22 protein-coding genes are annotated in these 26,406 nt (G+C 65.7%); 9 read left to right on the top strand and 13 right to left on the bottom strand.

Going from position 1 to position 26,406, the window contains the following annotated elements; all coding sequences use genetic code 11:
* Nucleotides 1-14 precede the first annotated feature (14 nt).
* From mtrB to hpf, 4 genes are all read left to right on the top strand, one after another.
* Nucleotides 15-1,838, top strand: a complete 1,824-nt coding sequence (gene mtrB / locus ACLJPD_RS04160; RefSeq protein WP_410871913.1) for an MtrAB system histidine kinase MtrB — start codon at nt 15-17, stop codon at nt 1,836-1,838.
* Nucleotides 1,835-3,646, top strand: coding sequence for an MtrAB system accessory lipoprotein LpqB (gene lpqB / locus ACLJPD_RS04155; RefSeq protein ID WP_410870376.1), 1,812 nt, complete (start codon nt 1,835-1,837; stop codon nt 3,644-3,646). The genes mtrB and lpqB overlap by 4 nt, the downstream gene beginning before the upstream one ends.
* Before the next feature lie 35 nt (nt 3,647-3,681).
* Nucleotides 3,682-4,326, top strand: a complete 645-nt coding sequence (locus ACLJPD_RS04150) for a ComF family protein (protein ID WP_410870374.1) — start codon at nt 3,682-3,684, stop codon at nt 4,324-4,326.
* Nucleotides 4,327-4,586: 260 nt separating this feature from the next.
* The gene (gene hpf, locus ACLJPD_RS04145; RefSeq protein ID WP_410870372.1) at nt 4,587-5,288 is read left to right on the top strand and encodes a ribosome hibernation-promoting factor, HPF/YfiA family; all 702 of its coding nucleotides are present in this window, start codon (nt 4,587-4,589) and stop codon (nt 5,286-5,288) included.
* 50 nt (nt 5,289-5,338) lie between these two features.
* Here hpf and bluB read toward each other — a convergent pair whose 3' ends face one another.
* From bluB to ACLJPD_RS04115, 6 genes are all read right to left on the bottom strand, one after another.
* Nucleotides 5,339-5,983 carry a 5,6-dimethylbenzimidazole synthase gene (gene bluB, locus ACLJPD_RS04140; RefSeq protein ID WP_410870370.1) on the bottom strand — a complete coding sequence of 215 codons (645 nt, stop codon included), beginning with the start codon at nt 5,981-5,983 and terminating at the stop codon, nt 5,339-5,341.
* Nucleotides 5,984-5,998: 15 nt separating this feature from the next.
* Nucleotides 5,999-7,243, bottom strand: coding sequence for a fatty acid desaturase family protein (locus ACLJPD_RS04135; protein WP_410870367.1), 1,245 nt, complete (start codon nt 7,241-7,243; stop codon nt 5,999-6,001).
* A 97-nt stretch (nt 7,244-7,340) separates the two neighbouring features.
* A complete protein-coding gene (locus ACLJPD_RS04130; protein WP_410870365.1) occupies nt 7,341-8,741 on the bottom strand; it encodes a fatty acid desaturase family protein in 1,401 nt (466 codons plus the stop codon).
* 304 nt (nt 8,742-9,045) lie between these two features.
* Nucleotides 9,046-10,203 carry a ferredoxin reductase gene (locus tag ACLJPD_RS04125; RefSeq protein ID WP_410870363.1) on the bottom strand — a complete coding sequence of 386 codons (1,158 nt, stop codon included), beginning with the start codon at nt 10,201-10,203 and terminating at the stop codon, nt 9,046-9,048.
* 100 nt (nt 10,204-10,303) lie between these two features.
* Complete coding sequence (locus ACLJPD_RS04120) at nt 10,304-10,837, bottom strand: DUF6912 family protein (protein WP_410871912.1); 534 nt, start codon at nt 10,835-10,837, stop codon at nt 10,304-10,306.
* 10 nt (nt 10,838-10,847) lie between these two features.
* Nucleotides 10,848-12,260: a WS/DGAT/MGAT family O-acyltransferase gene (locus ACLJPD_RS04115; RefSeq protein WP_410870361.1), complete on the bottom strand. Its 1,413-nt coding sequence runs from the start codon at nt 12,258-12,260 to the stop codon at nt 10,848-10,850.
* 243 nt (nt 12,261-12,503) lie between these two features.
* On the opposite strand from ACLJPD_RS04115, the gene secA reads away from it, so the two are divergent.
* Nucleotides 12,504-15,302 (top strand): preprotein translocase subunit SecA, encoded by a 2,799-nt coding sequence (gene secA / locus ACLJPD_RS04110; protein ID WP_410870359.1) that lies wholly within the window; start codon nt 12,504-12,506, stop codon nt 15,300-15,302.
* 85 nt (nt 15,303-15,387) lie between these two features.
* Here secA and ACLJPD_RS04105 read toward each other — a convergent pair whose 3' ends face one another.
* The 4 genes from ACLJPD_RS04105 to ACLJPD_RS04090 form a co-directional block, all read right to left on the bottom strand.
* Nucleotides 15,388-17,745, bottom strand: coding sequence for a tetratricopeptide repeat protein (locus ACLJPD_RS04105; RefSeq protein WP_410870358.1), 2,358 nt, complete (start codon nt 17,743-17,745; stop codon nt 15,388-15,390).
* Nucleotides 17,746-17,854: 109 nt separating this feature from the next.
* Nucleotides 17,855-18,466, bottom strand: coding sequence for a Uma2 family endonuclease (locus ACLJPD_RS04100; RefSeq protein ID WP_410870357.1), 612 nt, complete (start codon nt 18,464-18,466; stop codon nt 17,855-17,857).
* Between the two features lie 146 nt (nt 18,467-18,612).
* The gene (locus ACLJPD_RS04095; RefSeq protein ID WP_410870356.1) at nt 18,613-20,319 is read right to left on the bottom strand and encodes a tetratricopeptide repeat protein; all 1,707 of its coding nucleotides are present in this window, start codon (nt 20,317-20,319) and stop codon (nt 18,613-18,615) included.
* The gene (locus tag ACLJPD_RS04090; protein ID WP_410870355.1) at nt 20,316-20,966 is read right to left on the bottom strand and encodes a hypothetical protein; all 651 of its coding nucleotides are present in this window, start codon (nt 20,964-20,966) and stop codon (nt 20,316-20,318) included. Before ACLJPD_RS04090 ends, ACLJPD_RS04095 begins: the two co-directional genes overlap by 4 nt.
* Nucleotides 20,967-21,123: 157 nt before the next feature.
* Between ACLJPD_RS04090 and ACLJPD_RS04085 the strand changes: the two genes are divergently transcribed.
* Nucleotides 21,124-22,044, top strand: a complete 921-nt coding sequence (locus ACLJPD_RS04085) for a hypothetical protein (protein ID WP_410870354.1) — start codon at nt 21,124-21,126, stop codon at nt 22,042-22,044.
* Nucleotides 22,045-22,175: 131 nt separating this feature from the next.
* On the opposite strand, the gene ACLJPD_RS04080 is transcribed toward ACLJPD_RS04085, so the two are convergent.
* On the bottom strand, nt 22,176-23,390 hold the full coding sequence (locus ACLJPD_RS04080; RefSeq protein ID WP_410871911.1) for an ATP-binding protein: 1,215 nt from the start codon (nt 23,388-23,390) through the stop codon (nt 22,176-22,178).
* Between the two features lie 311 nt (nt 23,391-23,701).
* Between ACLJPD_RS04080 and ACLJPD_RS04075 the strand changes: the two genes are divergently transcribed.
* Both ACLJPD_RS04075 and ACLJPD_RS04070 read left to right on the top strand, forming a co-directional pair.
* On the top strand, nt 23,702-23,968 hold the full coding sequence (locus ACLJPD_RS04075) for a hypothetical protein (protein WP_410870353.1): 267 nt from the start codon (nt 23,702-23,704) through the stop codon (nt 23,966-23,968).
* 2 nt (nt 23,969-23,970) lie between these two features.
* Entirely contained in the window at nt 23,971-24,384 is a 414-nt protein-coding gene (locus ACLJPD_RS04070) for a type II toxin-antitoxin system VapC family toxin (RefSeq protein WP_410870352.1), read from the top strand.
* 6 nt (nt 24,385-24,390) lie between these two features.
* On the opposite strand, the gene ACLJPD_RS04065 is transcribed toward ACLJPD_RS04070, so the two are convergent.
* Nucleotides 24,391-24,717 (bottom strand): hypothetical protein, encoded by a 327-nt coding sequence (locus ACLJPD_RS04065; RefSeq protein WP_410870351.1) that lies wholly within the window; start codon nt 24,715-24,717, stop codon nt 24,391-24,393.
* The gene (locus ACLJPD_RS04060; protein WP_410870350.1) at nt 24,714-24,992 is read right to left on the bottom strand and encodes a hypothetical protein; all 279 of its coding nucleotides are present in this window, start codon (nt 24,990-24,992) and stop codon (nt 24,714-24,716) included. Before ACLJPD_RS04060 ends, ACLJPD_RS04065 begins: the two co-directional genes overlap by 4 nt.
* Nucleotides 24,993-25,098: 106 nt before the next feature.
* Between ACLJPD_RS04060 and ACLJPD_RS04055 the strand changes: the two genes are divergently transcribed.
* On the top strand, nt 25,099-26,367 hold the full coding sequence (locus tag ACLJPD_RS04055) for a phthiocerol/phthiodiolone dimycocerosyl transferase family protein (RefSeq protein ID WP_410870349.1): 1,269 nt from the start codon (nt 25,099-25,101) through the stop codon (nt 26,365-26,367).
* Nucleotides 26,368-26,406: the final 39 nt, after the last annotated feature.

Here is a 26,406-nt window from a genome sequence, read left to right as displayed (position 1 = left end):
GGGCGACTCCGATCATGGCCTGGTTCCAGGCCGTCGGGACCGCACTCGGCCATCTGTGGCGCCGTTCGCTACAGCTGCGAGTCATCGTTTCGACGTTGACCCTGTCGCTCATCGTGATCACGATCCTCGGGGTCGTGCTGACCGGTCAGATCACCGACCGTCTACTCGAAGCCAAGATCAACGCGGCTGTCGAGGAGATGGATCGTGCCCGCAGCACGATCGAGAACAAGATGTCGGGCGTGCAGTCCGGGATCAGCCAGGACCAGCAACTCGCCGACGCGCGCGCGGCCCTGTCGAGCCGTGGCGGCACCGGTCAGTCCACCGGCGCCGCGGGCAGTTTCGTTTCCGCGCTGGCGATGGTCGGCGGCACACCGCCGCACGAGATCCAGGCGGGCCCGCTCGGCGAGGTGCCACAGGAGCTGCGCCGGTTCGTCCAGCGCAACCAGGTCTCCTACCAGTTCACCACCGTCGCCGACCCCGACGGCTACCGCGGGCGCGCGCTGGTGATCGGTAGTCCGAGCGCCGAGGTCGCGACACTCGAGATCTACCTGATCTTCCCGCTGGCCAGCGAGGAATCGAGCCTGTCGCTGATGCGCGGCACGATGCTCATCGGTGGCGTGGTGCTGCTGGTGTTGCTCGCCGCAATCACCGCCCTGGTCACCAGGCAGGTGGTACTGCCGATCCGGTCGGCGGCGCGGATCGCGGGCCGATTCGCCGACGGCCGACTCAAAGAACGCATGCTGGTGCGCGGCGAGGACGACATGGCGCGGCTGGCGCAGGCGTTCAACGAGATGGCCGAGAGCCTGTCGAACCAGATCACCCAGCTCGAGGAATTCGGCAATCTGCAGCGCCGCTTCACCTCCGATGTCAGCCACGAACTGCGCACCCCGCTCACCACGGTGCGCATGGCCGCCGACCTCATCCACGGCTCCAGCGACGATCTCGATCCCGCGCTCGCGCGCAGTTCCGAACTGCTCGTCAACGAGCTCGACCGGTTCGAGGGCCTGCTCAACGATCTGCTCGAGATCTCCCGGCACGACGCGGGTGTGGCCGAACTGCAGGTCGAATCGTTGGACGTGCGGATGTGCGCGCGGGCCGCGATCTCCACGGTCCGCCACCTGGCTCGTGACGCCGAGATCGAGGTCGTGATCGACCTACCGGAGGAGCCGGTGGTCGCCGAGGTCGACCCGCGCCGCGTCGAGCGCGTGCTGCGCAATCTGCTCGCCAACGCGATCGACCACTCCGAGGGCAAGCCGGTGCTGATCCGCATGCGCGGCGACGCCGAGGCCAACGCCGTCGCGACGGTGGTGCGCGATCAGGGCATCGGGCTGCGACCGGGCGAGGAAAAGCTGGTGTTCAACCGATTCTGGCGCTCGGACCCCTCGCGCGTGCGTCGCTCGGGTGGCACCGGGCTCGGCTTGTCGATCAGTGTCGAGGACGCGAATCTGCACGAGGGCAGGCTCGAAGCATGGGGCGATCCGGGTGTCGGCGCGAGCTTCCGGCTGCTGCTCCCGATGGTGCGCGGCCGCAAGCTCGGGCAGAGCCCCCTTGCCCTGGAACCGATGCTGCGCAAGGTCCCGGCGCTGCCGGAAATCGAACCCGCGGGGCCGACGGTTGTCGAGGTGCCCGCTGCCGAGGTGCCCGTTGCCGAGTCCACCGGAGCCGAGCCGACGATCGTCGAGCCCGACGGACATGAGATGGTCGAACCACTCGACACCGAACCCTCGGTGGGGGAGCCCGGCATCGAGCCGCCTGCCGCGAACGACCGGACCAACGGTCGCGGCGCCGTCCCCGCTGACAAGTCGATGCCCACCGAGACCCGAGACGGAGAGTCATGACCAGTGCGCGTGGTGATCGTCGGCACGGTGCCGCACTGGTCGCGGCGGTACTGGTCGGCCTGATGACGCTCACCGGGTGCGCCAGCCTGCCGGAGTCCTCCGCGCCCCAGGCGCTCGGCACGATCAACCGCGCCCCCACCTCGGAGGGCCCGACCCCGCCGATCTCCGGCCGCGACCCGGACCTGCTGCTCAGCGACTTCCTCACCGCCAGCGCCGATCCCACCAGCAGGCACGCCGCGGCCCGTCAGTACATGGCCCCCGAGACCGCGGGCAGCTGGAACGACGAGGCGAGCACGACCATCGTCGACGACCGCCCCGACACGCTGCGCGAGTCGCGGTCGGGCGACAAGGCCAGCTACGTGCTGCGCGCCCGCAAGGTCGGCGAGCTCGCAGGCGACGGCGGTTATCGCGCCACCGAGGGCACCCTCGAGAACAAGATCGAGATGAGCAAGATCGACGGCGAGTGGCGGATCACCGAGCTGCCGCCGGGCGTGGTGATGGACAACGACGCCTTCGTCAAGTCCTACCACCGCTACGTCCTGCACTACATCGACCCGGGCAATTCGCTGCTCGTCCCGGATCCGCGCTGGATCTCGGTACCGCGCGCCCAGCTCACCGAGCAACTGATCGGCATGCTCGCCGAGGGACCGCAATCGGCGATCGCTCCGGTGGTGCGCAACGAGTTGGCGCAGCCGGTCTCGCTGCGCGGCCCGATCACCAAGGCCAACAACGAACCGGGCGATGTCGGTGTCGGTATCGGCGGGGTGCGCATCGACTTCGCCGGAATCGGTGGGCTCGGTCAGCGCGAGCGTGAACTGCTCGCCGCGCAGGTGGTGCTCACCCTGTCCGGCGCCGAGATCCTCGGCCCGTACGTGCTGCTCGCCGACGGCAAACCACTCGATGACCGATACGCGGCCAACGGCTGGTCGGTCGCCGATGTCGATCAGTACAGCGCCTCGGCGCCCGGCCAGAACCGGATCGGCCTGCACGCTCTGCGTAACGGCACCCTGGTGCAGGTCACCCCCGACGGCATCGTCACGCCGAGCGGTTCGTTCGGCGAGGCGACCAACCTGCAGTCGGTCGGCATCTCGGCCGACGGCCAGTTCGTCGCCGCGGTCGCCGACTCCGGCAAACCGGCGCCCGAGCCTGCCCGCACCCTGCTCATCGGCAACTACGGCGCAAGGGCGTTCGCGGTCGCCGAGGGCGCAAGCATCGCCCGCCCGTCCTGGACCAGCGACGGCGGCGCCGCGTGGACGGTGATCGACGGTGAGCGGGTGATCCGCGCGGTCACCGATCGCGCCACCGGCAACGTGTCCACCGAAGACGTCGACATCACGGCCATGGTCGAAGGCCCCGACGCCCCGCGGACGCCGATCAGCGAGGTGGTGATCTCGCGCACCGGCGTGCGGGCGGCGCTGATCGCCGACGGCAAGGTCTACGTCGCGGTGGTCGAACGGCGCCCCGACGGCAAGTACGCGCTCACCTCCCCGCTGCCGCTGGCGCTCGGCCTGAGCACGCGCGCGGTCTCGCTGAGCTGGGTCACCGGCGACACGATCATGGTCGCCCGCGAAGGCAACGTGGACCCGGTCTTCACCGTGTCCATCGACGGTTCCCAGTTCAGTGCCGTGACCTCGCAGAACCTCACCCCGCCGGTCCGGGTGGTGACGGCGGCCCCGGCCACGCAGTACGTGGCCGATTCCCGGGCCGTCCTGCAACTGCAGACCGCCGATCCGACCCGCAACGACCGTTTCTGGCGTGAGGTACCCGGATTGACCGGAGAACAGGTTGTGCCGGTCCTGCCGAGTTGAGTGTGTGTCAGTACCCGCTGTCATACTCGCTCGCTATGAAGGCGCTGCTGGATCTGATCCTGCCCGACCGGTGCGGTGGCTGTGGTGTGCTCGGCGAGCAGTGGTGTGCCCAGTGCGCCGCCGAGCTCGGTCGTGACCCCGTCCGGGTTCGGCCACGCGCCGATCCCGGCGTGCCGTGCTGGGCGCTCGGGCCCTACGCGGGCGTGGGCAGGCGGGCGGTGTTGGCGGCGAAGGAACACGGCAGGCGCGATCTGACCGCCCCACTCGGCCTGGCACTGGCCAACGCACTGGCCCGCTTGCGCGCTCCTGACCGCCCGCTGGTGCTCGTTCCCGCGCCGACCAGATCCGCGGCGGCCCGCCGTCGCGGCGGCGACCCGGTGGCCAGATCCGCGGCGATCGCGGCACGGTGGCTGATCGATTGCCGTACCGCGCCGCTGCTGCGGATGGGTCGAGGGGTGCGCGATTCGGTGGGTTTGACGCCGCAGCAACGCATCCTCAATCTGCGCGGCAGGATAACGACTGTTCCCGATCTGGACGAATGGGTCACAATCGGTGCGAAAGCGCAGGTGGTACTGGTCGACGACGTGCTGACCACCGGTGCTACCGCCTGCGAATCGATACGTGTTCTTAGCCGAATCGGCATAGTTCCGCGCGCGGTTTTGGTGACCTGCGCGGCTTGACTGAGGAAAGTTCGCGTGAACAGTGGCGGACTTGCCCGTGGCGGACTAGCGTCGCGGGCACACACCGAATACGGCGCCGGAGACGGCGGGCCGCAGGCGGAAGCGCCGCGAAATCACGCAGGCTCACGCGAAGGCGCCGGTTCGAAACCAGCTTTGGGAGGTGGTGCCGCGGAGACAGGTGCCGGGCGATTCCCGATCGGCACAGCTCAATCCCGCCGCCCTACAGTTCGTAGTTGTGCGGCCATATCCGGGAGGTACGCGTGACGACTTCTTCACGGGCAACAGTGCAAGATGCTGAACCCACGGCACTGATCAACGGTGCCACCGAGACGACCGATTCCGAGACACCGAACGCCGAAGTTGTGGTCTCCGGTCGTAACGTCGAAATACCTGACCACTATCGAATCTACGTCGCGGAGAAGCTGTCTCGGTTAGAGCGCTTCGACCCGTCGATCTTCCTCTTCGATGTGGAACTGTTCCACGAACGCAACCGTCGTCAACGCAAGGCCTGTCAGCGCGTGGAGATCACCGCGCGCGGCCGAGGACCGATCGTGCGCGCCGAGGCCTGTGCCGACAGTTTCTACGCGGCGCTCGAATCGGCCACCCAGAAGATCGAGAGCAGGCTGCGCCGGACCAAGGACAAGCGGCGCGTCGTGCACTACGGCGACAAGACGCCGGTCTCGGTTGCCCAGGCCACGGCCACACTGGTCGACGAGTCGCTGTTCACCCCGCCGGACGGTTCCGCTGCCCACGACCACGATGAGACCGCCGACGACGCCGGGCCCGGCCACATCGTGCGCACCAAGGTGCACACCGCGACACCGATGTCGGTCGACGACGCCCTCTATCAGATGGAACTGGTCGGGCACGACTTCTTCCTGTTCCACGACAAAGAGACCGACCGCCCATCGGTGGTCTATCGCAGACACGCCTTCGACTACGGCCTGATCAAACTGGCCTAGCACTGTCACCGTTCCGGGCATCCGCCACAAGCGGGTGCCCGGAACTCTGCTCAGCCGCCGAAGGTTTCGCGATGCACGGCCTCGGCCAGTGCGCGCCCCGCACGCCAACCGAACCGTTCGAGGTCGGGCACCTGCTGGAATTCGCGCACCGGCCCCACACACAGCCAGGCAACCGGCTTGATCGCGGCGGGCAGGCCGACGAGCTCGCGCAGGAATTCCGGGTCGTAGAACGACACCCAACCGACCCCCACCTGCTCGGCGGTCGCCGCGAGCCACAGGTTCTGGATCGCCAGCACGGTCGAGTACACCCCGGTCTCCGGTACATTCGCCCGACCGAGCACCTGCGGCCCGCCACGCGAATCATCGTGGGTGACAACAACACCCGTGCCGCTCTCGATGATCCCGTCGATCTTGATCGGCGCGAAGGTCGCCGCCCGCTCGGCAGGCAGCGACGCTTCGAACTCGACCCGTCTGTCGGCCACGTGCTCGGCGAAACGGCGCAGCGTGTCCGCCTGACGGACTACGACGAAGTCCCACGGCTGGGAGTTCCCGACGCTGGGCGCACGATGCGCGGCGTCGAGAATCCGCAGGAGGGTGTCGTCGTCGATCGGCTCGCCGGTGAATTCGGCGCGCACATCACGACGCAGACGGATCGCGTCGTAGACGCTCAGTTGATCGGCACTCACGCCGACCATACAACCGCAACCGGGTCAGGCCATCGTCCGGCGGGCCAGCTTGCGGCCGGTGGCCAGCGCGGTACGCAGGCCCTGACGACGCCCGGTCACCGGGTCGATCGAGGGGGTGGTCCGGCCGGCGAACAGCCGCTCGGACTTGGTCTCCGGCGCGTCGTCGGTGGTGTGGCGCAGGTACTTGTTCGGCAGCGAGAGCTTGAGGATGGTGCGCCACGACTTGAAGTACTGCACCGGCAGCGAACCGGTGGTGTAGGGCAGGTCGTACTTCTCGGCCAACTCGCGCACCCGCACCGCGATGGCGGCGTAGCGGTTGCTCGGCAGGTCGGGGAACAGGTGGTGTTCGATCTGGTGGCTGAGGTTGCCGCTCATGAAGTGCAGCAGCGGTCCGCCGCTGATGTTGGCACTGCCCAGCATCTGGCGCAGGTACCACTCGCCCTTGGTCTCGCCCTCGATGTCGGCCTTGGTGAACTTCTCGGCGCCGTCGGGGAAATGTCCGCAGAAGATGATCGCGTTGGTCCACACATTGCGCACCACGTTGGCGGCGACGTTGGCGGTCAGGGTGGTGAGGAACGCCGGGCCGGTGAGCAGCGGGAAGACCACGTAGTCCTTGGCGGCCTGCTTGCCGATCTTCTTCAGCACCAGCGTGCGGTCGGCCTCGAACTGCTTCCACTCGGGAGAGTCCTTGTCCCACTTCTTCTTCGCGACCTTGCCCAGCTCGAGGTGCTGGATCGCCACGCCGTACTCGAACAGCGCCTGCAGCAGGAAGTTGTAGATGGGATTGCCGAGGTAGAACGGCATCCAGCGCTGGTCACGGGTGACGCGCAGCAGGCCGTAGCCGATGTCGTCGTCCATGCCGAGGACGTTGGTGTACTTGTGGTGCAGGAAGTTGTGGGTGATCTTCCAGTGCGCCGAGGGCCCGGCGTTGTCCCATTCCCACGAGGTGGAGTGGACTTCCGGATCGTTCATCCAGTCCCACTGCCCGTGCATGACGTTGTGCCCGATCTCCATGTTCTCGATGATCTTGGCGGAGCCGAGCAGGGCGACACCGGCCAGCCAGGCCGGGGGCAGGAAGCTGGCGAACAGCACCGTACGGCCGCTGATCTCGAGGGCTCGCTGTAACCGGATGACGTTGCGGATATAGCGCGCGTCCGCCGCGCCGCGGGAGGATTCGATCTCCCGGCGGATCGCGTCGAACTCCGCACCTAGTGCTTCGACATCCGCCGCGGTGAGGTGCGCGTATTCCTTGACATCCGAGATCGCCATGGCGGCTACACTACCGTAAGTTACGAGAGCGTAGGTTGGTGAATTTCGGGGCGAAATGTGTGATAAGTCCTATTGCGTAATCGAAACGCAAATGTTATCAGGCGTGTCGGGCCATGCGGCGAGCGGCTTTGTCGCGCAGCAGGCCACGCTCGCGCACAGCCCGTTCGCCGAGCGCCCGCTTGGCCTCGCGCAAGGCCAACTTCTCCTGCCTGGCCCGCGCCTTGAGCGCCATTTTCGCCTCGCGCAGCACTTCTTTCTCGTGCCGTGCCTTGATCTCGAGCGACACCTTCGCATCGTGCATCGCCGAGCGCAGACCGAAACGCTTACCGGTCTCCGGGTCGACCCGCAGGCTGTCGGGCAGCGAGATGCCGGCGAACTTGCGCTCCGATGACGTCTCGGGCGCATCGTCGGCGGTGCGCTTGAGGAAGCGATCCGGCAGTGCCAGCTTGTGGATGGTGCGGAAGGCCAGCAGGTACTGCTTGCCCAGCGATCCGGTGGTATAGGGCAGGTCGTACTTGTCGCACAGCTCGCGCACCCGCACCGCGACCTCCGAATACCGGTTGCTCGGCAGATCGGGGAACAGGTGGTGCTCGATCTGGTAGCAGAGGTTGCCGCTCATGAACGCCATCACGGGGCCTGCCTTGAAGTTGGCGCTGCCCAGCATCTGACGCAGGTACCAGCCGCCCTGGGTCTCCCCGTCGAGATGCTCGACGGTGAACTTCTCCGCGCCGTCGGGGAAGTGCCCGCAGAAGATCACCGCGTACGACCACAGGTTGCGCACCAGATTCGCGGTGGCGTTGGCCTTCAACGTCGACTTCCACGCCGGCCCGGTCAGCGCCGGGTACAGCACGAAATCCTTGGCGACCTGACGGCCCGCCTTGCGGTAGAACTCGATGTCCGGCGCCGAGGTGTGGGCGCTCATCGGAATCCCGGCCAGCTCCTTCTCGATGCCGAGATCGTGGAGTGCGATCCCCCACTCGAAGGTGGCGGCCAGCAGCAGATTGGCGGCGGGCTGAGCCAAATGCAGTGGGCGCCACTCCTCGTCGCGCGTCATCCGCAGAATGCCGAAACCGAGGTCCTCGTCCTTGCCGAGGACGTTGGTGTAGGTGTGGTGCGAATAGTTGTGCGCGCGCCGCCACTGCGACGAGGTGCCCGTCATGTCCCACTCCCAGCTGGTGGAGTGGATCTCGGGGTCGTTCATCCAGTCCCACTGGCCGTGGCTCACATTGTGGCCGAGCTCCATGTTCTCGATGATCTTGGCGACCGAGAGCATCGCGGTACCGCCGAGCCACGCCCACCGGTTACGGCTGCCGAACAGCACCGCTCGCCCAGCGACCTCGAGTGCGCGCTGGGCCGCGATCGTGCGACGGATGTACTTCGCGTCGCGTTCGCCGCGAGAGGTCTCCACCTCGCGGCGAATCGAATCGAGTTCTTTCCCCAGGGTCTCGATGTCGGCCGCCGTCAGATGGGCGAAGGCCTGAATATCGGTGATGGCCACCCGGGGTCCTCCTGTGTTGATCTGGCGGCTGGCGCCGCGGGTTCTCGGCCTGTTCCCTCGATCTTCACTCCCGGCGGGCACTCCTTCGTCGCACCCTCTGGTCAGTCCAGATCGAGGCGGCCGAGAACCGCGCGCTGCGCGCCGTGGTTCTCGCCCTGTGGCCTCAGCTCTGCTGAGCTGTGAGTGGTCCTAAGTTGTGGTCGCCGGAGGCTGATCGAGGTCGAAGGCCTGAGCGATGGTCGTCGGTCAATGATTATGGCCGACGCATACTCCGAGGGTACCCGGTACCGGGTACGTCAATCGGTTAGATGTCCAGCGTGCAGTCGCCCGCGGCGGCGGAAATGCAGGTTTGGACCTTGTCGCCCGGCTGGCGTTCGTCGCCGTTGCGCAAATCGCGGGCGTGTCCGGCGGAGAGAGTGACCACGCAGGTCTGGCAGATTCCCATCCGGCAGCCGAAGGGTAGCTGCACGCCGACGGACTCACCGGCTTCGAGCAGGCTGGTCGCGCCGTCGACGGTGAGGGTGCGTCCGGTGGTGCCGAAGGTCACGGTGCCGCCCTCGCCGGTCGCGGAGCGTTCCACCTCGAAGCGTTCGATGTGCAGCTTGTCGGCCACACCCGCGTGCTTCCAGTGGTTCTCGATCGCGTCGAGCATCGGGGCGGGTCCACAGGCCCAGGTCTCGCGTTCACGCCAGTCGGGGTAGAGCTCGTCGAGGCTGGCCAGTGAGAACAGGCCCTGCTCATCGGTGAGCTGCAGGTGGGAGACGAAGCTGGGGTGCTTGTCGTGCAGGGCGCGCAGTTCGGCACCGAACATCACATCGGCGTCGGTCGGCGCGGAGTGCACGTGCACCACATCGTGGACACCGTCGCGGCGGTCCATCGTGCGCAGCATCGACATGACCGGGGTGATACCGCTGCCCGCGGTGAGGAACAACACCTTCGCCGGCGGCGGCTCCGGCAGCACGAATCCGCCCTGCGGCGCGGCCAGACGAACGATCGTGCCCTCGGCCACCCCGTTGACGAGGTGGCTGGACAGCTTGCCTTCCGGCATCGCCTTCACCGCGATGGAGATGAGTCGTTTGCCGCCCTCACCGGTCCAGTCGGGCGGGCAGGTGAGCGAGTAGGAACGCCAGTTCCAGCGGCCGTCGATCAGGATGCCGATGCCGATGTACTGCCCGGGCCGGTACTTGAAATCGAAGCCCCAACCCGGCTTGATCACCAGGGTCGCCGAGTCGGCGGTCTCTTTGCGCACCTCGACGATGCGCCCGCGCAGCTCGCGTGCCGACCACAACGGGTTGGCCAGGTGGAGGTAATCGTCGGGCAGCAGCGGGGTGGTCACCCGGGCTACCGCGCCGCGCAACACATTCAGCTTGCCGCCGCGATCGGCGACCTGCGCCGCCGGTGCTTCGAGCCATTCCCGGAACTTGTCGATGACCATGCTGTGCGATGTCTCCCTGTCATGCATCCGGCCACCGTGGGGTAGCCCGCTCGCAGCTAGGTTACGGCATCGTAGGTTCAGCGCCAGTTGTGAACAGTGAGCAACCGTGCCCGCCCGCGGCCAAAAGTTACAACAGCTCGAGCAGGAACGGCACTTCCTGGGGTGCGTACCAGGCAAGCTGGTGGTCCTCGGCGTCGCCGAGCACGAACTCGGCGTCGGTGTCACCGAGGTCGGCGGCGTCGATGACGTCGACGGCCTTGGCCACCTGCGGCTCGGCCTCGGCCAGGTCGACATGCACCGCGGCGACCTGCTTGAAGGTGATCGGCCCCGACAGCTTCACCACGGCATCGTCGAGATCCGGCCGCAGCTTCGCCCCCGCTACATCCGCCGCGATCACCGCGCGCCGGTACACCGGGCTGCCCGGGTCGGCCGTTTCGCCATCGACGTCGTCCACATCGTCGCGTTCGGCGCCGATCAACCGCATGGAGGCCCGTGCGGCTTCCTGCATCGCCACTTCCGCGAGTTCGTCGTCGTCGCCCGCGGCGTAGGCCTCGCGCAGCGCGGGCGTCACGGCGAACGCGGTCGCGCCGAGCGGGAGCAACTGCTGCTCGTCGACGAGTTGGCGCAGGATCGGGATCGTCGCCGGGATGTAGACGCGCATCGTGTCGTTCTCAGAGACAGGCACCGAGCAACTCCTCCATCGATTCGTGCACCGAGGCCGCGAGGACATCGATATCGGCCATGGCGTCGCGGTCGGCGTTGAGTCCGTAGAAGACCTGACCGTCGTACGAGGTGAGTCCGAAGCTCAACGTCTGATTGCGCAGCAGCGGCGATACCGGATACATCTCCAGCATGCGCGCCCCGCCGATGTACATCGCGGTCTGTGGTCCCGGCGCGTTGGTGATCACCAGATTGAAACTGTTGTCGGCGAAGGTACTCGCCGCCCGCACACTCATCGCGTGCAGGCTCGCGGGCGCGAATCCGGCCAGGTGCACGAGCGTGCGCGCCCTGACTCCGCGACGCTGCCTGCCCGCGGCCTCGGTGGCGTGCGAGATGTGGGACAGGCGCATCGTCGGATTCGGTTCGCCCACCGGCAGATCGATGAGGAACGAGGACACCTCGCTGGCCGGGGTCAGCTGGTTGTCGCCGTCGACGTAGACCGACATCGGTACCACCGCACGCAGATTGGTCGACTCGACCAGCGCCTCGTTGCGCGAGAGCAACCAGTTGCGCAGCGCCCCGGTGACCACCGCGAGCACCGTGTCGTTGATCGAGCAGTCGAAATGCCTGCGGATCGTGCGGTAGTCCTCCAGGTCGGTGCGCACCACGTCGAAGCGCCGGCTGCGCGAGGTGCGGGCGTTGAGCGGACTGTCCGGCACGCCGCCCGAGGTCGCCGCGCGCACCACATTGGCCGCCGCCTTCACCGCCATCTGCGTACCGCGCACCACCCCGAACGCGTTCGACCCCGCGTCGCGGATCACGCTGTAGGCCTCGCGCGGCTGCGCGGCCAACTGCGACAGCGCCCCAGCCAGCAGTTCCACATCGGAGGGTTCGCGCGGTGCCCGCCAGGCGTCGTCGGCCAGTTCGCGCGGTAGTGGCGAGTTGTCGAGGATCACGTGCCCGATTTCCAGGGCGGTGTCACCGTCGACGAGCGCCGAGTGCGACTTGGTGAACACCGCGGCGCGCCCGTCGGCGAGCCCTTCGATCAGATACATCTCCCACAGCGGTCGCCCCTGATCCAGGGGACGCGACGCGAGCCGGGCGACGAGATCGTAGAGCTGGGAGTCGTTGCCGGGACCGGGTAGCGCGGAGCGCCGGATGTGATAGCTGATGTCGAAACGGCTGTCCTCGACCCAGACCGGTCTGCCCATGGACAGCGGGATCTCGCGTACCTTGCGGCGGTAGCGCGGCACCATCGGCAGCCGGGATTCGACCAGGTCGACGAGGCGTTCGTAGTCCAGAACCTGGCCCGCGGTGTCGGGGGAGGAATTGTTCAGGATCGCGAGAGAGCCGATGTGAATCGGGTTGCTGCTCGATTCGAGCCGATAGAACGACGCGTCCTGCGGCGTCAATCGCGTGATCACGCGCTCCGAAGCTCCTTCCGGTGCCGTAGCACGCTTCGCGCGGCATGGCGCTGATCGGGCACGCGCTACATCCTACGTCACGGCAGGTGAACAGCAGTGCCGGGCAACGAGGCTCGCCGGGCGTCGTGACCTGGGGCAATGACTGCGGCGGTACTCGGGCACGGGTCCACGCCGCCGGGTACGGTGGTCTGCGGACTACCATCGCCGTTGAACACAACTCCGACCAGAGGACTGACGAGACCCGTGCCTGCGCTGACACTGACGAGGTTGCTACGGATTGGTGAAGGTCGCATGGTCAAGCGGCTCTCGAACCTCGCCGATGAGGTCATCGCGTACGGCGACGAGATCGAGGCGTTGACCGACGCCGAGTTGCGCGCCAAGACCGATGAGTTCCGCCAGCGCTACGCCGACGGCGAAACCCTCGACGACCTGCTGCTCGAGGCCTTCGCCGTGGCGCGTGAGGCGTCGTGGCGGGTGCTGAACCAGAAGCACTACAAGGTCCAGATCATGGGCGGCGCCTCGCTGCACCTCGGCAACATCTCGGAGATGAAGACCGGTGAGGGCAAGACCCTGACCTGTGTGCTGCCCGCGTACCTGAACGCGATCTCCGGCGACGGCGTGCACGTGGTCACGGTCAACGACTACCTCGCCAAGCGCGACGCCGAGTGGATGGGCCGCGTGCACCGCTTCCTCGGTTTCGAGGTCGGCGTGATCCTGGGCGGCATGACCCCCGCCGAGCGTCGGGTGGCCTACGCCGCCGACATCACCTACGGCACGAACAACGAGTTCGGCTTCGATTACCTGCGCGACAACATGACTCACTCCCTGGACGATCTCGTCCAGCGTGGGCACAACTTCGCCGTGGTCGACGAGGTCGACTCGATCCTCATCGACGAGGCCCGCACCCCGCTGATCATCTCGGGCCCGGCCGACGCCTCCTCGAAGTGGTACGCCGAGTTCGCGCGCATCGCGCCGCTGCTGAAGAAGGATGTCCACTACGAAGTCGACATCAAGAAGCGCACCATCGGCGTGCACGAGGCGGGCGTGGAGTTCGTCGAGGATCAGCTCGGCATCGACAACCTCTACGAGGCCGCGAACTCGTCGCTGGTGAGCTACCTGAACAACGCCATCAAGGCCAAGGAGCTCTACCAGCGCGACAAGGACTACATCGTCCGCGACGGCGAAGTGATCATCGTCGACGAGTTCACCGGCCGCATCCTGGTCGGCCGCCGCTACAACGAGGGCATGCACCAGGCGATCGAGGCCAAGGAGAAGGTCGAGATCCAGCCGGAGAACCAGACCCTGGCCACGATCACCCTGCAGAACTACTTCCGCCTCTACAGTCGGCTGTCCGGCATGACCGGTACCGCCGAGACCGAGGCCGCCGAGCTGCACTCGATCTACAACCTCGGCGTGGTCCCGATCCCGACGAACAAGCCGATGATCCGCAAGGACCAGGCCGACCTGATCTACAAGTCGGAAGAGGCCAAGTTCGCCGCGGTCGTCGACGATGTGACCGAGCGGCACGAGAAGGGCCAGCCGGTCCTGATCGGTACCACCAGCGTGGAGCGCTCGGAGTACCTGTCCAAGCAGTTCACCAAACGCGGTGTGGCGCACAGTGTGCTGAACGCGAAGTTCCACGAGCAGGAAGCCCAGATCATCGCCGAGGCCGGTCGTCCCGGCGCGGTGACCGTGGCCACCAATATGGCCGGTCGTGGTACCGATATCGTGCTCGGTGGCAACGCCGACATCATCGCCGACATCCTGCTGCGCAAGCAGGGCCTTGACCCGGTGAACACGCCCGACGAGTACGAGGCCGCCTGGCACTCCGCGCTCGAGCAGGTCAAGAAGCAGACCGAGGACGACGCCGAAACGGTTCGCGAGGCCGGTGGTCTCTACGTGCTCGGCACCGAGCGCCACGAGTCGCGTCGTATCGACAACCAGCTGCGTGGTCGTTCCGGCCGTCAGGGCGACCCGGGCGAGTCCCGCTTCTACCTGTCGCTGGGCGACGAGCTGATGCGCCGCTTCAACGGTGCCGCGCTCGAGTCGATCATGACGCGCCTGAACCTGCCCGACGATGTCCCGATCGAGGCGAAGATGGTCTCCAAGGCCATCAAGAGCGCCCAGACCCAGGTCGAGCAGCAGAACTTCGAGATCCGCAAAAACGTGCTGAAGTACGACGAGGTCATGAACCAGCAGCGCACCGTCATCTACGGCGAGCGCAACCAGATCCTGCGTGGCGAGGATATGGAGGGTCAGGTTCAGAACATGATCACCGACGTGACCACCGCCTACGTCGACGGTGCCACCGCCGAGGGCTATGTCGAGGACTGGGATCTGGACAAGCTCTGGACCGCCCTCAAGACCCTCTACCCGGTGACCCTGGATTACAAGGAACTCGCCGGCGAGACCGCCACCGGCGACGCGGGCGAACTCACCCGCGACGAACTGCGCGAGATGCTCCTCGAAGACGCCCACAACGCCTACGAGAAGCGCGAACAGGAAATCGACGGCCTCGCGGGCGAAGGCGCCATGCGCAACCTGGAACGCCAGGTGCTGCTCTCGGTCCTGGACCGCAAGTGGCGCGAACACCTCTACGAGATGGACTACCTCAAGGAGGGCATCGGCCTGCGCGCCATGGCCCAGCGCGACCCGCTTGTCGAATACCAGCGCGAAGGTTTCGACATGTTCGCCGCCATGCTGGACGGCCTGAAGGAGGAGTCCGTCGGTTTCCTCTTCAACCTCCAGGTAGAGGTCCAGCAGCCGCAGCCCGAAGGCGTCTCCATCGACAAGGGCCTGCGCTCCCCGGTCGGCGCCCGTCCCCAGGACACCCCCGCGGAAACCCAAGCCCCCCCGGCCTTGCGCGCCAAGGGCATCACCGACCAGGCCCCCCGAGCCATGAACTACTCGGGCCCCGCCGAAGACGGCCACGCCGAATCTCATTCCGACGCACAGGAATACGGCGGCCAGCAGTCGTCCGGCACCCGCCGCGAACGCCGCGAAGCGGCTCGCACCGACTCGAAGGGCAAGCGTCGCCGCTGATTGCAGCCACTGACGCAACGAGGGCTCTCACAATTCACGATGTGGGAGCCCTCGTTTGTTTGGTTTACCGGCTCATATCGACGCCTTACATGCGCTTCCGTAGATTCTCGATCCATCTGCGGGTGCGGAGTGTGTCGGGGTGGTCGGGTCCGAGGATGCGTTGGTGGTCGGGGAGCAAAAGTTCGAATTCGGCCAGTGCCCCAGCCAGGTCCCCTGTTTCCCCGCGCCAGGCGGCGATGTTGTTGCGGGTGCGCAGTGTGTCGGGGTGGTTGGGTCCGAGGATGCGTTGGTGGTCGGGCAGGAGGAGTTCGAAGGCAGTCAGTGCTCCGGCCGGGTCCCCTGTTCTCCCGCGCCAGGCGGCGATGTTGTTGCGGGTGCGCAGTGTGTCGCGACTGTCTGTGGCTGGGAGTTCGGGTAACAGGGCAGTCCAGCGGGTGAGGTTGTCGACGGGGCGATCGCTTTTCATGGCGTTGACCAGTGCGACTGCTTCGCTCGCACGTCCGCCCAGCGCGAGATGTCGGGCGCCTGCCTTAACGCGGTAGGCCAGCATCTGAGTAGATCCTTGGGGTGCAAGGCTATTGGCGATTGCTAAGTGCGCTGCCGTGAGGTCGACCGTGATGTGCTCAGCAACAGGCCCGCTGAAAGCCAGGTGCGCCAAGCCAATTTGCTCTTCAACGGAATTCGGTGCAGTGCGCGCGATCAGCGAGCCGAGCGAAACGATCAGGTCGCGGAGTGTGGACTCGGAGATCTCGGTCGCGCCGAGTCGGATCAGCGCGGACCTGGCGACTTCGAAAGGAAGCACCGGCCCGACACCGACGGCCACGAGTACCGCGAGCAACTGGCGGATGATGGGGGCGGAATTTTTGGATGGGGTGCCGTCGCTTGCAGGGGCGGAGGAGTCATCGATGCGTTGCGCGACGGCGCGGGCCAAGACCGAATCGTCTGCACTGGACCAGTTTTCGGGGAGCTGGGAAATCTCGGCCAACAACCGGGAGATCAGCCAGCCACCAGCAACCGGTGCGTCCGAAACCGTCGTTCCCGCAAGATCTTCCTTGGTGATGCCCTGCCGCACTTCGACAGTCGCATCGACGACAGCTCGCACAGAAGGCAACTCGACGGTGACCCGGTGGGCGCGCGCGAGTCGCGGATCGTCTTCTACCTCCGTCCCTGCCCGAACACCGACGATGACGCACAGGTGCCGTCCGGCTTCCTCGGTTGTCATCGCCGAAATCGCGTTCAGCAGTGCATCGCGGTTGCCGTGGTCGGGCTGATCGAGTCCATCGACAATGATGTGCACCGCACGTCTGGTCGGGACCGTCGCGACCGGCAACATCACGAGCCGTTCGAGCGCGCCCAAACTCCGCTGTTGGATGTCGGAGAGCGTCGCGGCGACCTGCTCGGCCGCCTCGGCGAATCCGGGAAGCATGCGCGACAGTTGTGCCGCGAGTTCCTCGGCCACCGATAACGGACTGCTCGCCGCATCGAGGAAAACCGCCGCGCTCACGTACTTCTCGGGAATGAATTGCTGCGTCGCGCGAATGAGAACGCCCATGATCGCGGACTTCCCCGACCCCGCAGGCCCGACAACGACGCGCAAGCGGGGCGGCTTGTGGTTGACGAGCTCAGCGACGACCTCCTCGGTGTTATCCGTCCACGCCAAGTCCCTGGTCAGCTGGTCGACCAGGTCGGCCGACGGCCGCCCCTTCAAACAGTCCGCCCGCGCCTCGTTGGGCACCAGCCACAACCCAGGGTCACCACCGCGCGTCGGTAGCGCCGCGCCCGACATCGTGAGGCTCAGATGTCCAGGTTGCTGTCTCGGGCAGCCCGATGCGATCGGCGCCCGCAGCGCATCGACAGTGACCAGGTAGTTGCCGTGCCGATCACCATCGCGAAGCGATTTGATGATGGTGCGGGTGAAGCAGGCGTCGAAAGCAGGCTCTTCGTCGGCAGAAGCAGTCAGCAACTCCATGCGAGCGGCGTTTCGTGGAATAACGTCCAGCCATCGGCCCGCGCCCTGACTGATCGCTTGCCCGGACGCACATGCGTCAACAATCACGATGAGTCCGTCGATTTTTGACGAGTCTTTCGGCTTGAGTCCCACTTTTATTCGGCTGCCGAGGTTGATCGCATCATCGTCGTCCGGCGATTCGGGCGAGTCCGTCGCCAACAGGAAGTACTCCCCGGCGATATGTTTGCCGTGCCCGATGAAGCTGATCAGCAGCGTGGCCTCCTGCCGCGCAGCGGCATCGAAGGCTGCGGAAATCGCCGTACGGAGCTGCTCGTGCCCTGGGTCGAGCAGAGGCCCGCCATCGTCGGTCGCCGAGACCCATCCTCCATTGGAACTCAGCTCAGCGAGCAACTCCTGTGCCAGTACGTCGATGCCGCCGATCCGCGGCAGGTTCGAGCATTGCGACGCCACCACCAACGCCAGCCGTCCACCCATCCCACGAACCTAGCGCTCCTGCCGCGGCACTGCTCCCGCTAGCTGAAACAGAACGGCTGGTTCATATTTCACCTATCAGTCGCCGGCTCCGGGGCATCCCGAACAGTCGTTAAGCGTTGTCCAGCGCATCCAAGGTGATCGCCAACGTGACCGGGGTGTCGAGTACGAGCGCGGTGCGGTGCACCCGATGCGGCATGTACCGCATCCCCGACCAATCGAGCCGGTACTCCTCGATCCGGTCGATCCGGCTCCAGCTCTTGTCGAAATGGACGATCAGATAGACCGGAATTCCGGCGCGCGCATAGAGCTGGCGTTTGACGCCGGTGTCGGCATCAACTGTCGCGCGCGAGGCGATTTCGGCGACCAAGGAGATGTGCTCGCGCACAGTGTTGACGTCGTACGGCTCGCAATCGCGGACGAAGATATCCGGGTAGCGAACATTGAGCCGTTGGTCGGCAGGCGCGTCCTCGGTATCGGCGAACCGAACCGCCACGTCGGACCCTACCCGCAGGCACGGCCCCGCCGGGTCGCGCGCGTTCTCGATCGCCGCGGCGAGGCGGCGCACCACCAGACTGTGAGCCTCGCTCTGAGCCATCGCCCGAACCACTAGCCCGTCGACGATCTCGAAGTCCCCGAAGGTGGTGCTGAGCGAATCGGGCTCGGCCCCGAGAAACTGCTCGGTCGTGATGCGCTGCGGCTCGTCTGGGTGCGCTGCGGTCATGGTCAGCTCCTCGTCCTCGACAGCACAGACGAGCCTACTGTGACAATCCCGCCAATCGTGTGTTCGTCGCTCACCGCCCACGCTGCGACTTCGGCAAGCTTCTATGCCATTGAGCCTCGCGGTTGATGGCCCGCCCAGTTCAGGGCCTACATCTGACTCTGTAGATATGCGATCCATTTCTGGGTGGTCAGGGTGTCGGGGTGGTCGGGTCCGAGGATGCGGTGCTGGTCGGGGAGGAGGAGTTCGAAGGCGGTCAGTGCCCCGGCCTTGCCCCCCGCTCGCCCGCGCCAGAAGGCAATGTTGTTGCGGGTTCGCAGGGTCTCGGGGTGGTCGGATCCGAGGATGCGTTGGCGGTCGGGGAGCAGGAGTTCGAGTTCGGTCAGTGCCCCAGCCGGGTCCCCTGATTGTCCGCGCCAGTAGGCGATGTTGTGGCGGGTGGTGAGGGTGTCGTCACTGTCAGTGGTCGGGAGTTCGGGTAGCAGGGCAGTCCAGCGGGTGAGGTTGTCGATGGGGCGATCACTTTGCACCGCGTCGACCAGTGCGACCGCGTCACCGGCACGTCCGCCCAGTGCGAGGTGTCGGGCACCGGCTTTGGCTCGGTAGGCCAACATCTGGGAAGACCCTTGGGGCGTAAGGCTGTTGGCGATTGCTAGGTGGGCTGCCGTGAGGTCGACTGTGATGTGCTCAGCGACAGGCCCGCTGAAAGCTAGGTGCGCCAGTCCGATTCGTTCATCGTTGGTACTGGGCGCCGCTCGCACGATCAGCGAGCCGAGCGAGGTGATCAAGCCTCGGAGGGTGGGGCGTGAGATAGCGTCGGATCCGAGATTGCCGAAGGCCGCGTGGGCGACTTCGATGGGGAGCACCGGTCCCACGCCCGCTGCCGCGACGATTGCCAGAAATTCATGAACGCGTTCGGTGGAGATGACGGAATGCTCGGGCAGGGCTGACGCGTCCTCGATGCGCTGACTGATAGCGCGCGACAAGGTGGAACTATCGTCAGCCGACCATTCGGGCGGGAGCTGGGAGATTTCGGTGAGCAGTCGAGCGATCAGCCATCCGCCGACAATGCTGCCGTGCGGCGATGTCACGGCCCCAATTTCGGTTCTCGCCAAATCCTTTCGCTGCTGTGCGACAGCCTCCATGACCACCTGGGTTGACGGCAACCCAATTCGCACGGTCGATCCGTGTCCCAATCGCGGATCGACCTCGACCCCGGTTCCTTCTCGAACACCGACGATCACACACAGGTCGGGCAGTTGTGCGTTCGTAGTCATTGCGGAGATCGCGTCGATCAGCGACTCACGGTTACCGATGTCTGGTTGATCGAGTCCGTCGATGATGATGTGGAACGGCTCGTCGGTGCGCACTGCGGCCAACGGCAGCGTGACCATCCGGTCGAACGCGCCCAACGAGCGTTGCTGATTCTCGGTCAGTGTGCGAGCTGTGGTCGCCGAAGCCTCCTTGAATCCGTCGAGCGTACGGGTCAATTGCGTGGCGAGTTCCTCGGCAACAGACTCGGGCCCACTCGCCGCGTCGAGAAAGACCGCGGCGCAGATGAAATCGACCGGAATGGTCTTGCGTTCGGTCGCTCGAATCAGCATCCCCATGATCGCCGACTTGCCCGACCCGGCAGGTCCGATCACCAGCTGTAGGCGCTCGGGTTCCCCGGTGACGATCTGGCGCACGCAGGCCCGAACCTCCTTGGTGATGAACAGGTCTCGGGTCAATTGATTGACATGACCGGCTGACGGACGCCCGGTCACCGCGTCTGCCCTGGCCCAGTTGGGTACCAGCCATAAGCCCGGGTCGCCACCAGCCGACGCCAATGCCGCACCGGACAGCGTGAGGCTCATATGCCCGGGCTCTTGCCTCGTGCAGTTGGCGGCACTCGCAACGCGCTGACGAGCATCTGACTCTCGCCCCGCGGATCGCCGGTGCGCAACGCATGGATCGCGGTGCGGGTGAAGCAGGCGTTGTAGGCGGGTTCGTCTCCAGCGGAAGCCGTGAGCAGCTCCATGCGGGAGGCATTGTGGGGAATCAGAGCGAGCCACTGTTGCCCGGCACGGTTGATCACCCCGCCTGATTGACAAGCATCGACGAGGACGATGAGTCCGTCCAGGCCCGTCTTCCCGTAGAGGTTGAGCCCTTCCTTGACCTCGTATCCGAGATCTAGCGCCGACTTTCCCGTCGGCGTCATGGCGGGCGAGTCGGTCGCCAGTAGGTAGTACGCACCGGCTGCGTCATTGTTGAAGCCGTGGCCGACGAAGCTGATCAGCAGCGTCGCTTCCCGCTCGGCAGCGGCAGTGAACGCCTGGTCAAACGCATCGCGCAGTTGACTGTGGGTCGGATTGACCAGTGGTGCCCCGTCGTCGGTAGCCGACGCCCAGCCGCCGTGCTGGCTCAGCTCGCTGAGCAACTCTCGCGCGAGCACGTCGATGTCGTTGATCCGCGGCAGTTCATCGCATTGCGACGCCACTACGAGCGCAAGTCGTCCAGCCACCCTGAGCAACCTAATCGTTGCGTGACCATATCGGTGATGTGCCAGGTCAAAACCTATCTGCCGGTATCGTTTTCGTGAGCCGATAGAGCTGGCGACGACGGACTGACCAGGGCAGAATCTGGGTGCGCAGCAACCTACACAATCTGGGGGATTAGACGTGTCAGAAGTTGTCCTCGTTCATGGAATCGCGCAGGAGCCGTACGACGCGGAGCTGCTCGAAAACAAGTGGATCCCCGCTATGGCACAAGCCCTGCGTCTCGTCGGGCAACAACGTCTTGCCGACCAACTGTGGTGCGATGACCGGCGAGGCGTAGTCGAAACGCGAATGGCCTTCTACGGGAATGCGTTTCTCGGGGCAGGTGCCCAAGGTGCTGCTGGACCGATGGACCTCACCGGCGCAGAACTCGACTTCGCCGAACAGCTTGCACACGAGTGGCTCACCGCTGCGGCTGCCTCGGCTCCCGATCCCGGCGACCGGGCTCAGGCGCGGATACAGCTAGAGATCCTCGCCGACGACACCGCTCAGCCCCAGGGCGTCGGAGCCGCACTTCGCCCGGCAATCAACGCCCTCACTCGCCTGCGCTGGTTCGCTCCCACCGGCTTCAACTTCGCCGCTCGGTTCGTCGTCGGCGCACTCGGTCAAGTCACCAAATACTTCACCGACCCCGGCATCCGCGAGTTCGCCCAACAGCAGGTTCTCGAACACATCGGCCCCGAGACCCGCCTGATCATCGCCCACTCGCTTGGCTCGGTCGTCGCCTACGAAGCGCTGCACCGCATCGACCATCCTGTCGCACTCCTGACCGCAGGATCACCGCTCGGTCTGCAGTCGATCATCTACCCACGATTGAACCCGAGCCCCGCCGAAGTCCCCCCGACGATCACCAGTTGGGACAACATCGCCGATCGCGACGACATCATCGCAACGACTCTGGACTTGGCTCCGCTGTTCAAGGTTTCCAGCAGCGGCATCTCGCCGACCCGCACCGTCGTCGACAACGGCGCGCAGCCACACAGTGCCGTCGAATACCTCACCAGGGAGTACACCGGCAAGGTGATCGTCCAGGCATTCTGCTAGCAACAACGGTTGCAGCCTCTTCCGGCGGATCGTCACTCGATCCCCTGGCAGATCCGCGGTGGAAGTCCCGGCGAATCGGTGTCCGTGGCCGCTCGCGACCAACCATCCGGTGCTACCTCTCACTGGCCGGTCTATCCTGCCTTTACCGACTCCGTACGCAGCGGTGCGTGACCCCAGAGGGCGGACAGCGGAAGCGACAGAATTCGGTCACCGTACGAGAATCCTTTGGTCCCCAAGTGGAGGACGATTCCGGCGGTGAAGCGGTCGCCGAGTTTGTCGCGGAGCCAGGTAAGGTGGCGGGCGTCGTCGGAGTGGGGGGAGGCGGAGGCTTTGACTTCGATGGCGTAGATGCGACCGTCAGGGGTTTCGAGGATGAAGTCGATTTCTCGGCCGTCGCGGTCGCGGTAGTGCATGATCTCGAAGGCGTCGCAGGTCAGGCTTTTCAGTTTCAGCAATTCACTGAAGACGAAAGTTTCGACCAGTGCGCCGAGGCTGCGCTGTCCTGGACGGCGGAGGGTGTCGATATCGGTATTGGTGAGGTTCGCTGCTATGCCCGAGTCCGTGAGAAAGACCTTGGGGGCCTTGGTCAGTCGGGTGACGAGGTTTGTCGACCAAGTCGGGGCGCTCGCAGTCAGGAATACGGTTTCGAGGTATTTCAGGTAAGTGCGGATAGTTTCGCCGGCAAGGGTAAGTCCGTTGCCCACATCAGTGGCGACAAACGGGCTGCCTGCTCGGGCGGCGATCATCGCCGCGAGTCGCGGTAGAGCCTGGGCGTGCCGGATGTCGGCGAACTCGGTGATGTCGCGTTCGATGATCGTGCGCAGGTAGCTGTTGAACCAGCGTCGCCGCGAGCTGGCGTTGCGCATGCCGATCACTTCGGGGAAGCTGCCGGTGATGAACAGTTCGAGGTAGTCGTCCCGTGTCCAGGGTGAGGTTTCGCCGACGAGTTCGGCAGGTCGACCGAACCCGGTGTGTAGGAAGTCCGCACCGCCGCTAGTTCTTTCGGTCATCGACAGCGGCCAGAGATCCACAAAGGCGGCACGGCCGGCAAGTGATTCCGACAGCGTCGGCACGGTCAGAAATCGAGTTGAGCCCGCAAGGACGAACTGTCCGGGTGTGCGGTTCTGATCGACTCTGCGTTTTACCGCCAGGATCAGGCGTTCGCCGCCGCGCTGCACCTCGTCGATGATCAGGGGCCGCTCGCCGTTGTCGACGTAGGTGACGGGATCGGCTAGGGCTGCCGCGAGTTCTTCGGCGTCGTCGAGTGAGCGGTAGGTGCCGCCGTGTGCTGCCTGGAACATTTCGAGCAATGTCGTTTTGCCCGCCTGCCGTGGACCGTTTACCACGGTGACACGGAGGTCCCCGACTGCATCGGCGAGCTGTTCGGTCGCGGCACGTGGGACGAGTTCCAACACAGTTATCCCCTTCGGCGTCTAGCTCGACCAACACGGAAAATCAAAGCTTTGACCAGCCTACATGCAATCTGCCGACCATATAACCAGTATTTTGCCGATCATTTATCTACAATCTGCCGCGTCCTTATTCGTAATCTGCCGGGCTCCAATCGGCGTTCTGCCGCTCTCAGGGCGCACCGAACAACCCGTCCACGTCGGCGTGTGCCTTCTCGGCGGCCGCCTGTGCATGTACTATTGCATGCATGGTTGCCTTGCAGATTCGAGATGTTCCTGAGCCGCTGCGTGATCAGTTGGTGGCGCTGGCGCAGCGGCGGGGGCAGTCGTTGCAGGCTTTTCTCTTCGATCTGGTTCGCGACGAGGCCCGCCGGCAGGACAACATCGCGGTGCTCAAGCAGTTCAGTCCTGTGACGTGGGATGTTGCGTTCGCCGCGCGGGATGTAGTGGTGGCGCTGGATGCTGAACGCGCTGAGCGGGATTCGGTGCTCGGCGGGCCGGAGATCGTGGAGTGATCGTGGTCGATGCTTCGGTGTTCGCCCATGCGCTGTTGAATCCCGATCCGCTCGGTGACAGCTGTCGCGAGGCTCTCGAAGCTGATGACCGGTGGATCGCGCCTCAGCACTGGACCGTCGAGGTTCTCTCGGTGATTCGCCGTTTCACCCGTGCGGGCACGATCAGCACCGAGCAAGCGGCCCGAGCGGTAACGGCCGTGGAAAAACTCGACCCGGAAGTCCCTGTCACCCGCGTTCTCGTTCGCAGGATCTGGGACCTACACGACAACCTGACCGCCTATGACGCTGCCTACGTCGCGGCCGCGGAAGCCTACGGTTGCGAACTACTCACCACTGACTCGCGACTGGCGAACGCGCCAGGGGTCAACTGCGCGGTGCGTGTCCTGACGGCACCGGCGGGTGCTTCGCCCCGATAGACAATTTCAACTAGCCCGGTGGATCGGGTGGACGCGGGAGAGGGCGCGTTTGGCTTCGGCCAGGGAGATCATCTGGTCTTCGTCGTCGATTTCGGCGACGGCTGCTTCGGCCCATTCCCGGAGGAGGGTGGAGACGCCGACGCGGCGTTCGTCGGCGAGGGTCTTCAGTCGGCTGTGCAGGCCCAGAGGTAGGCGCATCGACGTGGTCACCATGATGTCTTCGTTGACAGGAAGGCGTGGTGGGGCATCGTCGGTGGGCTCGTCGGAGAAACTCAGCCGATCCATGAAGTCGGCGAGTTCTTCTTTGCTGGACGGGAGTCCCTGCTCGCTCATGATCGGTTCCCACTTTCCCACTGCTCGAATTGCGCCAGTTCCTCGGCGCGCAGCGTGCGTGCGCCGATGATCACCCACGTCCAGTCCTCCCGCTGTCGCATCACCACGATCAGCGGGCGGCCTGCCGTGGTGCGCCCCCACACCGTCAGGACGGTCACCTGGCCGTCGTAGGCCGGGCGTGGCCACCGTCGTGACGCTGCGAGGACCTGCCGAACCTCGCTGGGTTCGATGCCGATCAGGTGAGCGATCGCCCAATCAGGCCACTCGAAACCCATAAGTCCATAATACGCATGTAGTAACTCCATGTGAAAGCACTGAGTATCGGTTCGCTACTCTCGCGGTAACCGCAGTAGTCGAGAACGGGAGGCCGCGGTGTGTGAGGTGAGGCGGCCGCTATCGGCATCGGAGCGCTGGTTCTGGCTCGTCGATCAGCTGTCACCGGCGAATTGTGTCGTCCGCTTGCGGGTGCGGGGCTCGATCGGCGCCTACCGCCTCGAAGACGCCACGGACGCACTGCTCGCGGAATTCCCGCTGCTGCGAACCACGGTGGTCGACGGCCCATGTTTCGCCCCGTCCGCCGACCCGCACCTGCCGGTCCTGCACCGCATTGTCGAAGGCCCCGACGAGTGGCGCACGATCTTCGACGAACAGCTCGGCGAACCCATCGACCTCGCGACCTCGCCCGGACGTCTCATCGATTTGGCTTGGCGCCCAGGTACTTCCGACGAACACCACGACCTGATCCTCGTTCTGTCCCATGTCCTGCTCGACGGCCGTTCCATGGCGGCACTGGCCTGGCGAATTCTCGCCTACGCCTTCGGATCTCCCGTCCCCGTCGCCGCCCGCCCACCGATCCCGGCTGCCGACGACCTCATCCCGCCCGCGTACACCGGCCCGCTGCACTGCCTGCGCACCAACATCACCGGCCAACTCACCGCGATGGCCCGCCGCCCGGCCGGCCTCCCCGGCACGCCACCGCCGCTACCGATTCGACGGACGCGCACGGTGATTCGCACCGTCGAGGGCGCTGCGCTCACCGAACTCCGCACCCGCTGTCACCAGTACGGCGTCACCGTCAACGCCGCGCTGGCCGCTGCCCTGGCAGATGCGCTGGGCGAACTCGCTCCCCGAACCTCCGGCGTCGCGGGCATCGGCATCCCGGTAGACATCCGCTCCCGCCTACAGCCCCCAGCGGCCGACGACGAGCCCGGTATGTTCACCGCGGTAGTCCCCACCTTCGTCCCCTACGGCCCGATCCATTCGCTCTGGGACGCAGCCCGCGTGGCGAAAAGCCAACTGAACCAACGCTTATCGAAGAAGAACGACCTCACCGCCCTGGCCGCCATCCGTTACGGCTGCCCCCGCACCCTCGAATCCGGCAGGCGCACCATCGAATTCATCGACCGCCGCGCCCCGTGGAACGTCACCCTCAGCAACCTGGGCAGACTGTCCCCTCCCGAAACCCCTGAGCCGCTACACATCACCGCGCTCACTATCGCCGGAACCAACTCCTGCGCCAGCGCCCTGACAGTCGCCGTAGCCACCCTCGACACCACGATGTCGATCACCTTCTGCTACGTCGACACCATGCTCCCGCGAGCGACCATCGAATCCCTCGCCGACCGCACCATCCGCTCGGTCACTCGATGAGCCGACAGTTGTCAACGCGTGCGTACCGAGTTCTCGAAC

It is taken from the genome of Nocardia sp. A7, assembly GCF_046549215.1.
Classification (GTDB): Bacteria; Actinomycetota; Actinomycetes; order Mycobacteriales; family Mycobacteriaceae; genus Nocardia.
This window is presented reverse-complemented; position numbering and strand designations above follow the sequence as displayed.

What these genes read in the sequence shown, in the direction of transcription:
- mtrB (WP_410871913.1), top strand. Translation starts at nt 15, where the DNA reads ATGGCCTGGTTCCAGGCCGTCGGGACCGCACTCGGCCATCTGTGGCGC.
- lpqB (WP_410870376.1), top strand. Translation starts at nt 1,835, where the DNA reads ATGACCAGTGCGCGTGGTGATCGTCGGCACGGTGCCGCACTGGTCGCG.
- ACLJPD_RS04150 (WP_410870374.1), top strand. Translation starts at nt 3,682, where the DNA reads ATGAAGGCGCTGCTGGATCTGATCCTGCCCGACCGGTGCGGTGGCTGT.
- bluB (WP_410870370.1), bottom strand. Translation starts at nt 5,983, where the DNA reads ATGGTCGGCGTGAGTGCCGATCAACTGAGCGTCTACGACGCGATCCGT.
- ACLJPD_RS04135 (WP_410870367.1), bottom strand. Translation starts at nt 7,243, where the DNA reads ATGGCGATCTCGGATGTCAAGGAATACGCGCACCTCACCGCGGCGGAT.
- ACLJPD_RS04125 (WP_410870363.1), bottom strand. Translation starts at nt 10,203, where the DNA reads ATGCATGACAGGGAGACATCGCACAGCATGGTCATCGACAAGTTCCGG.
- ACLJPD_RS04120 (WP_410871912.1), bottom strand. Translation starts at nt 10,837, where the DNA reads ATGCGCGTCTACATCCCGGCGACGATCCCGATCCTGCGCCAACTCGTC.
- ACLJPD_RS04105 (WP_410870358.1), bottom strand. Translation starts at nt 17,745, where the DNA reads ATGGGTGGACGGCTGGCGTTGGTGGTGGCGTCGCAATGCTCGAACCTG.
- ACLJPD_RS04100 (WP_410870357.1), bottom strand. Translation starts at nt 18,466, where the DNA reads ATGACCGCAGCGCACCCAGACGAGCCGCAGCGCATCACGACCGAGCAG.
- ACLJPD_RS04095 (WP_410870356.1), bottom strand. Translation starts at nt 20,319, where the DNA reads ATGAGCCTCACGCTGTCCGGTGCGGCATTGGCGTCGGCTGGTGGCGAC.
- ACLJPD_RS04075 (WP_410870353.1), top strand. Translation starts at nt 23,702, where the DNA reads ATGGTTGCCTTGCAGATTCGAGATGTTCCTGAGCCGCTGCGTGATCAG.
- ACLJPD_RS04065 (WP_410870351.1), bottom strand. Translation starts at nt 24,717, where the DNA reads ATGAGCGAGCAGGGACTCCCGTCCAGCAAAGAAGAACTCGCCGACTTC.
- ACLJPD_RS04060 (WP_410870350.1), bottom strand. Translation starts at nt 24,992, where the DNA reads ATGGGTTTCGAGTGGCCTGATTGGGCGATCGCTCACCTGATCGGCATC.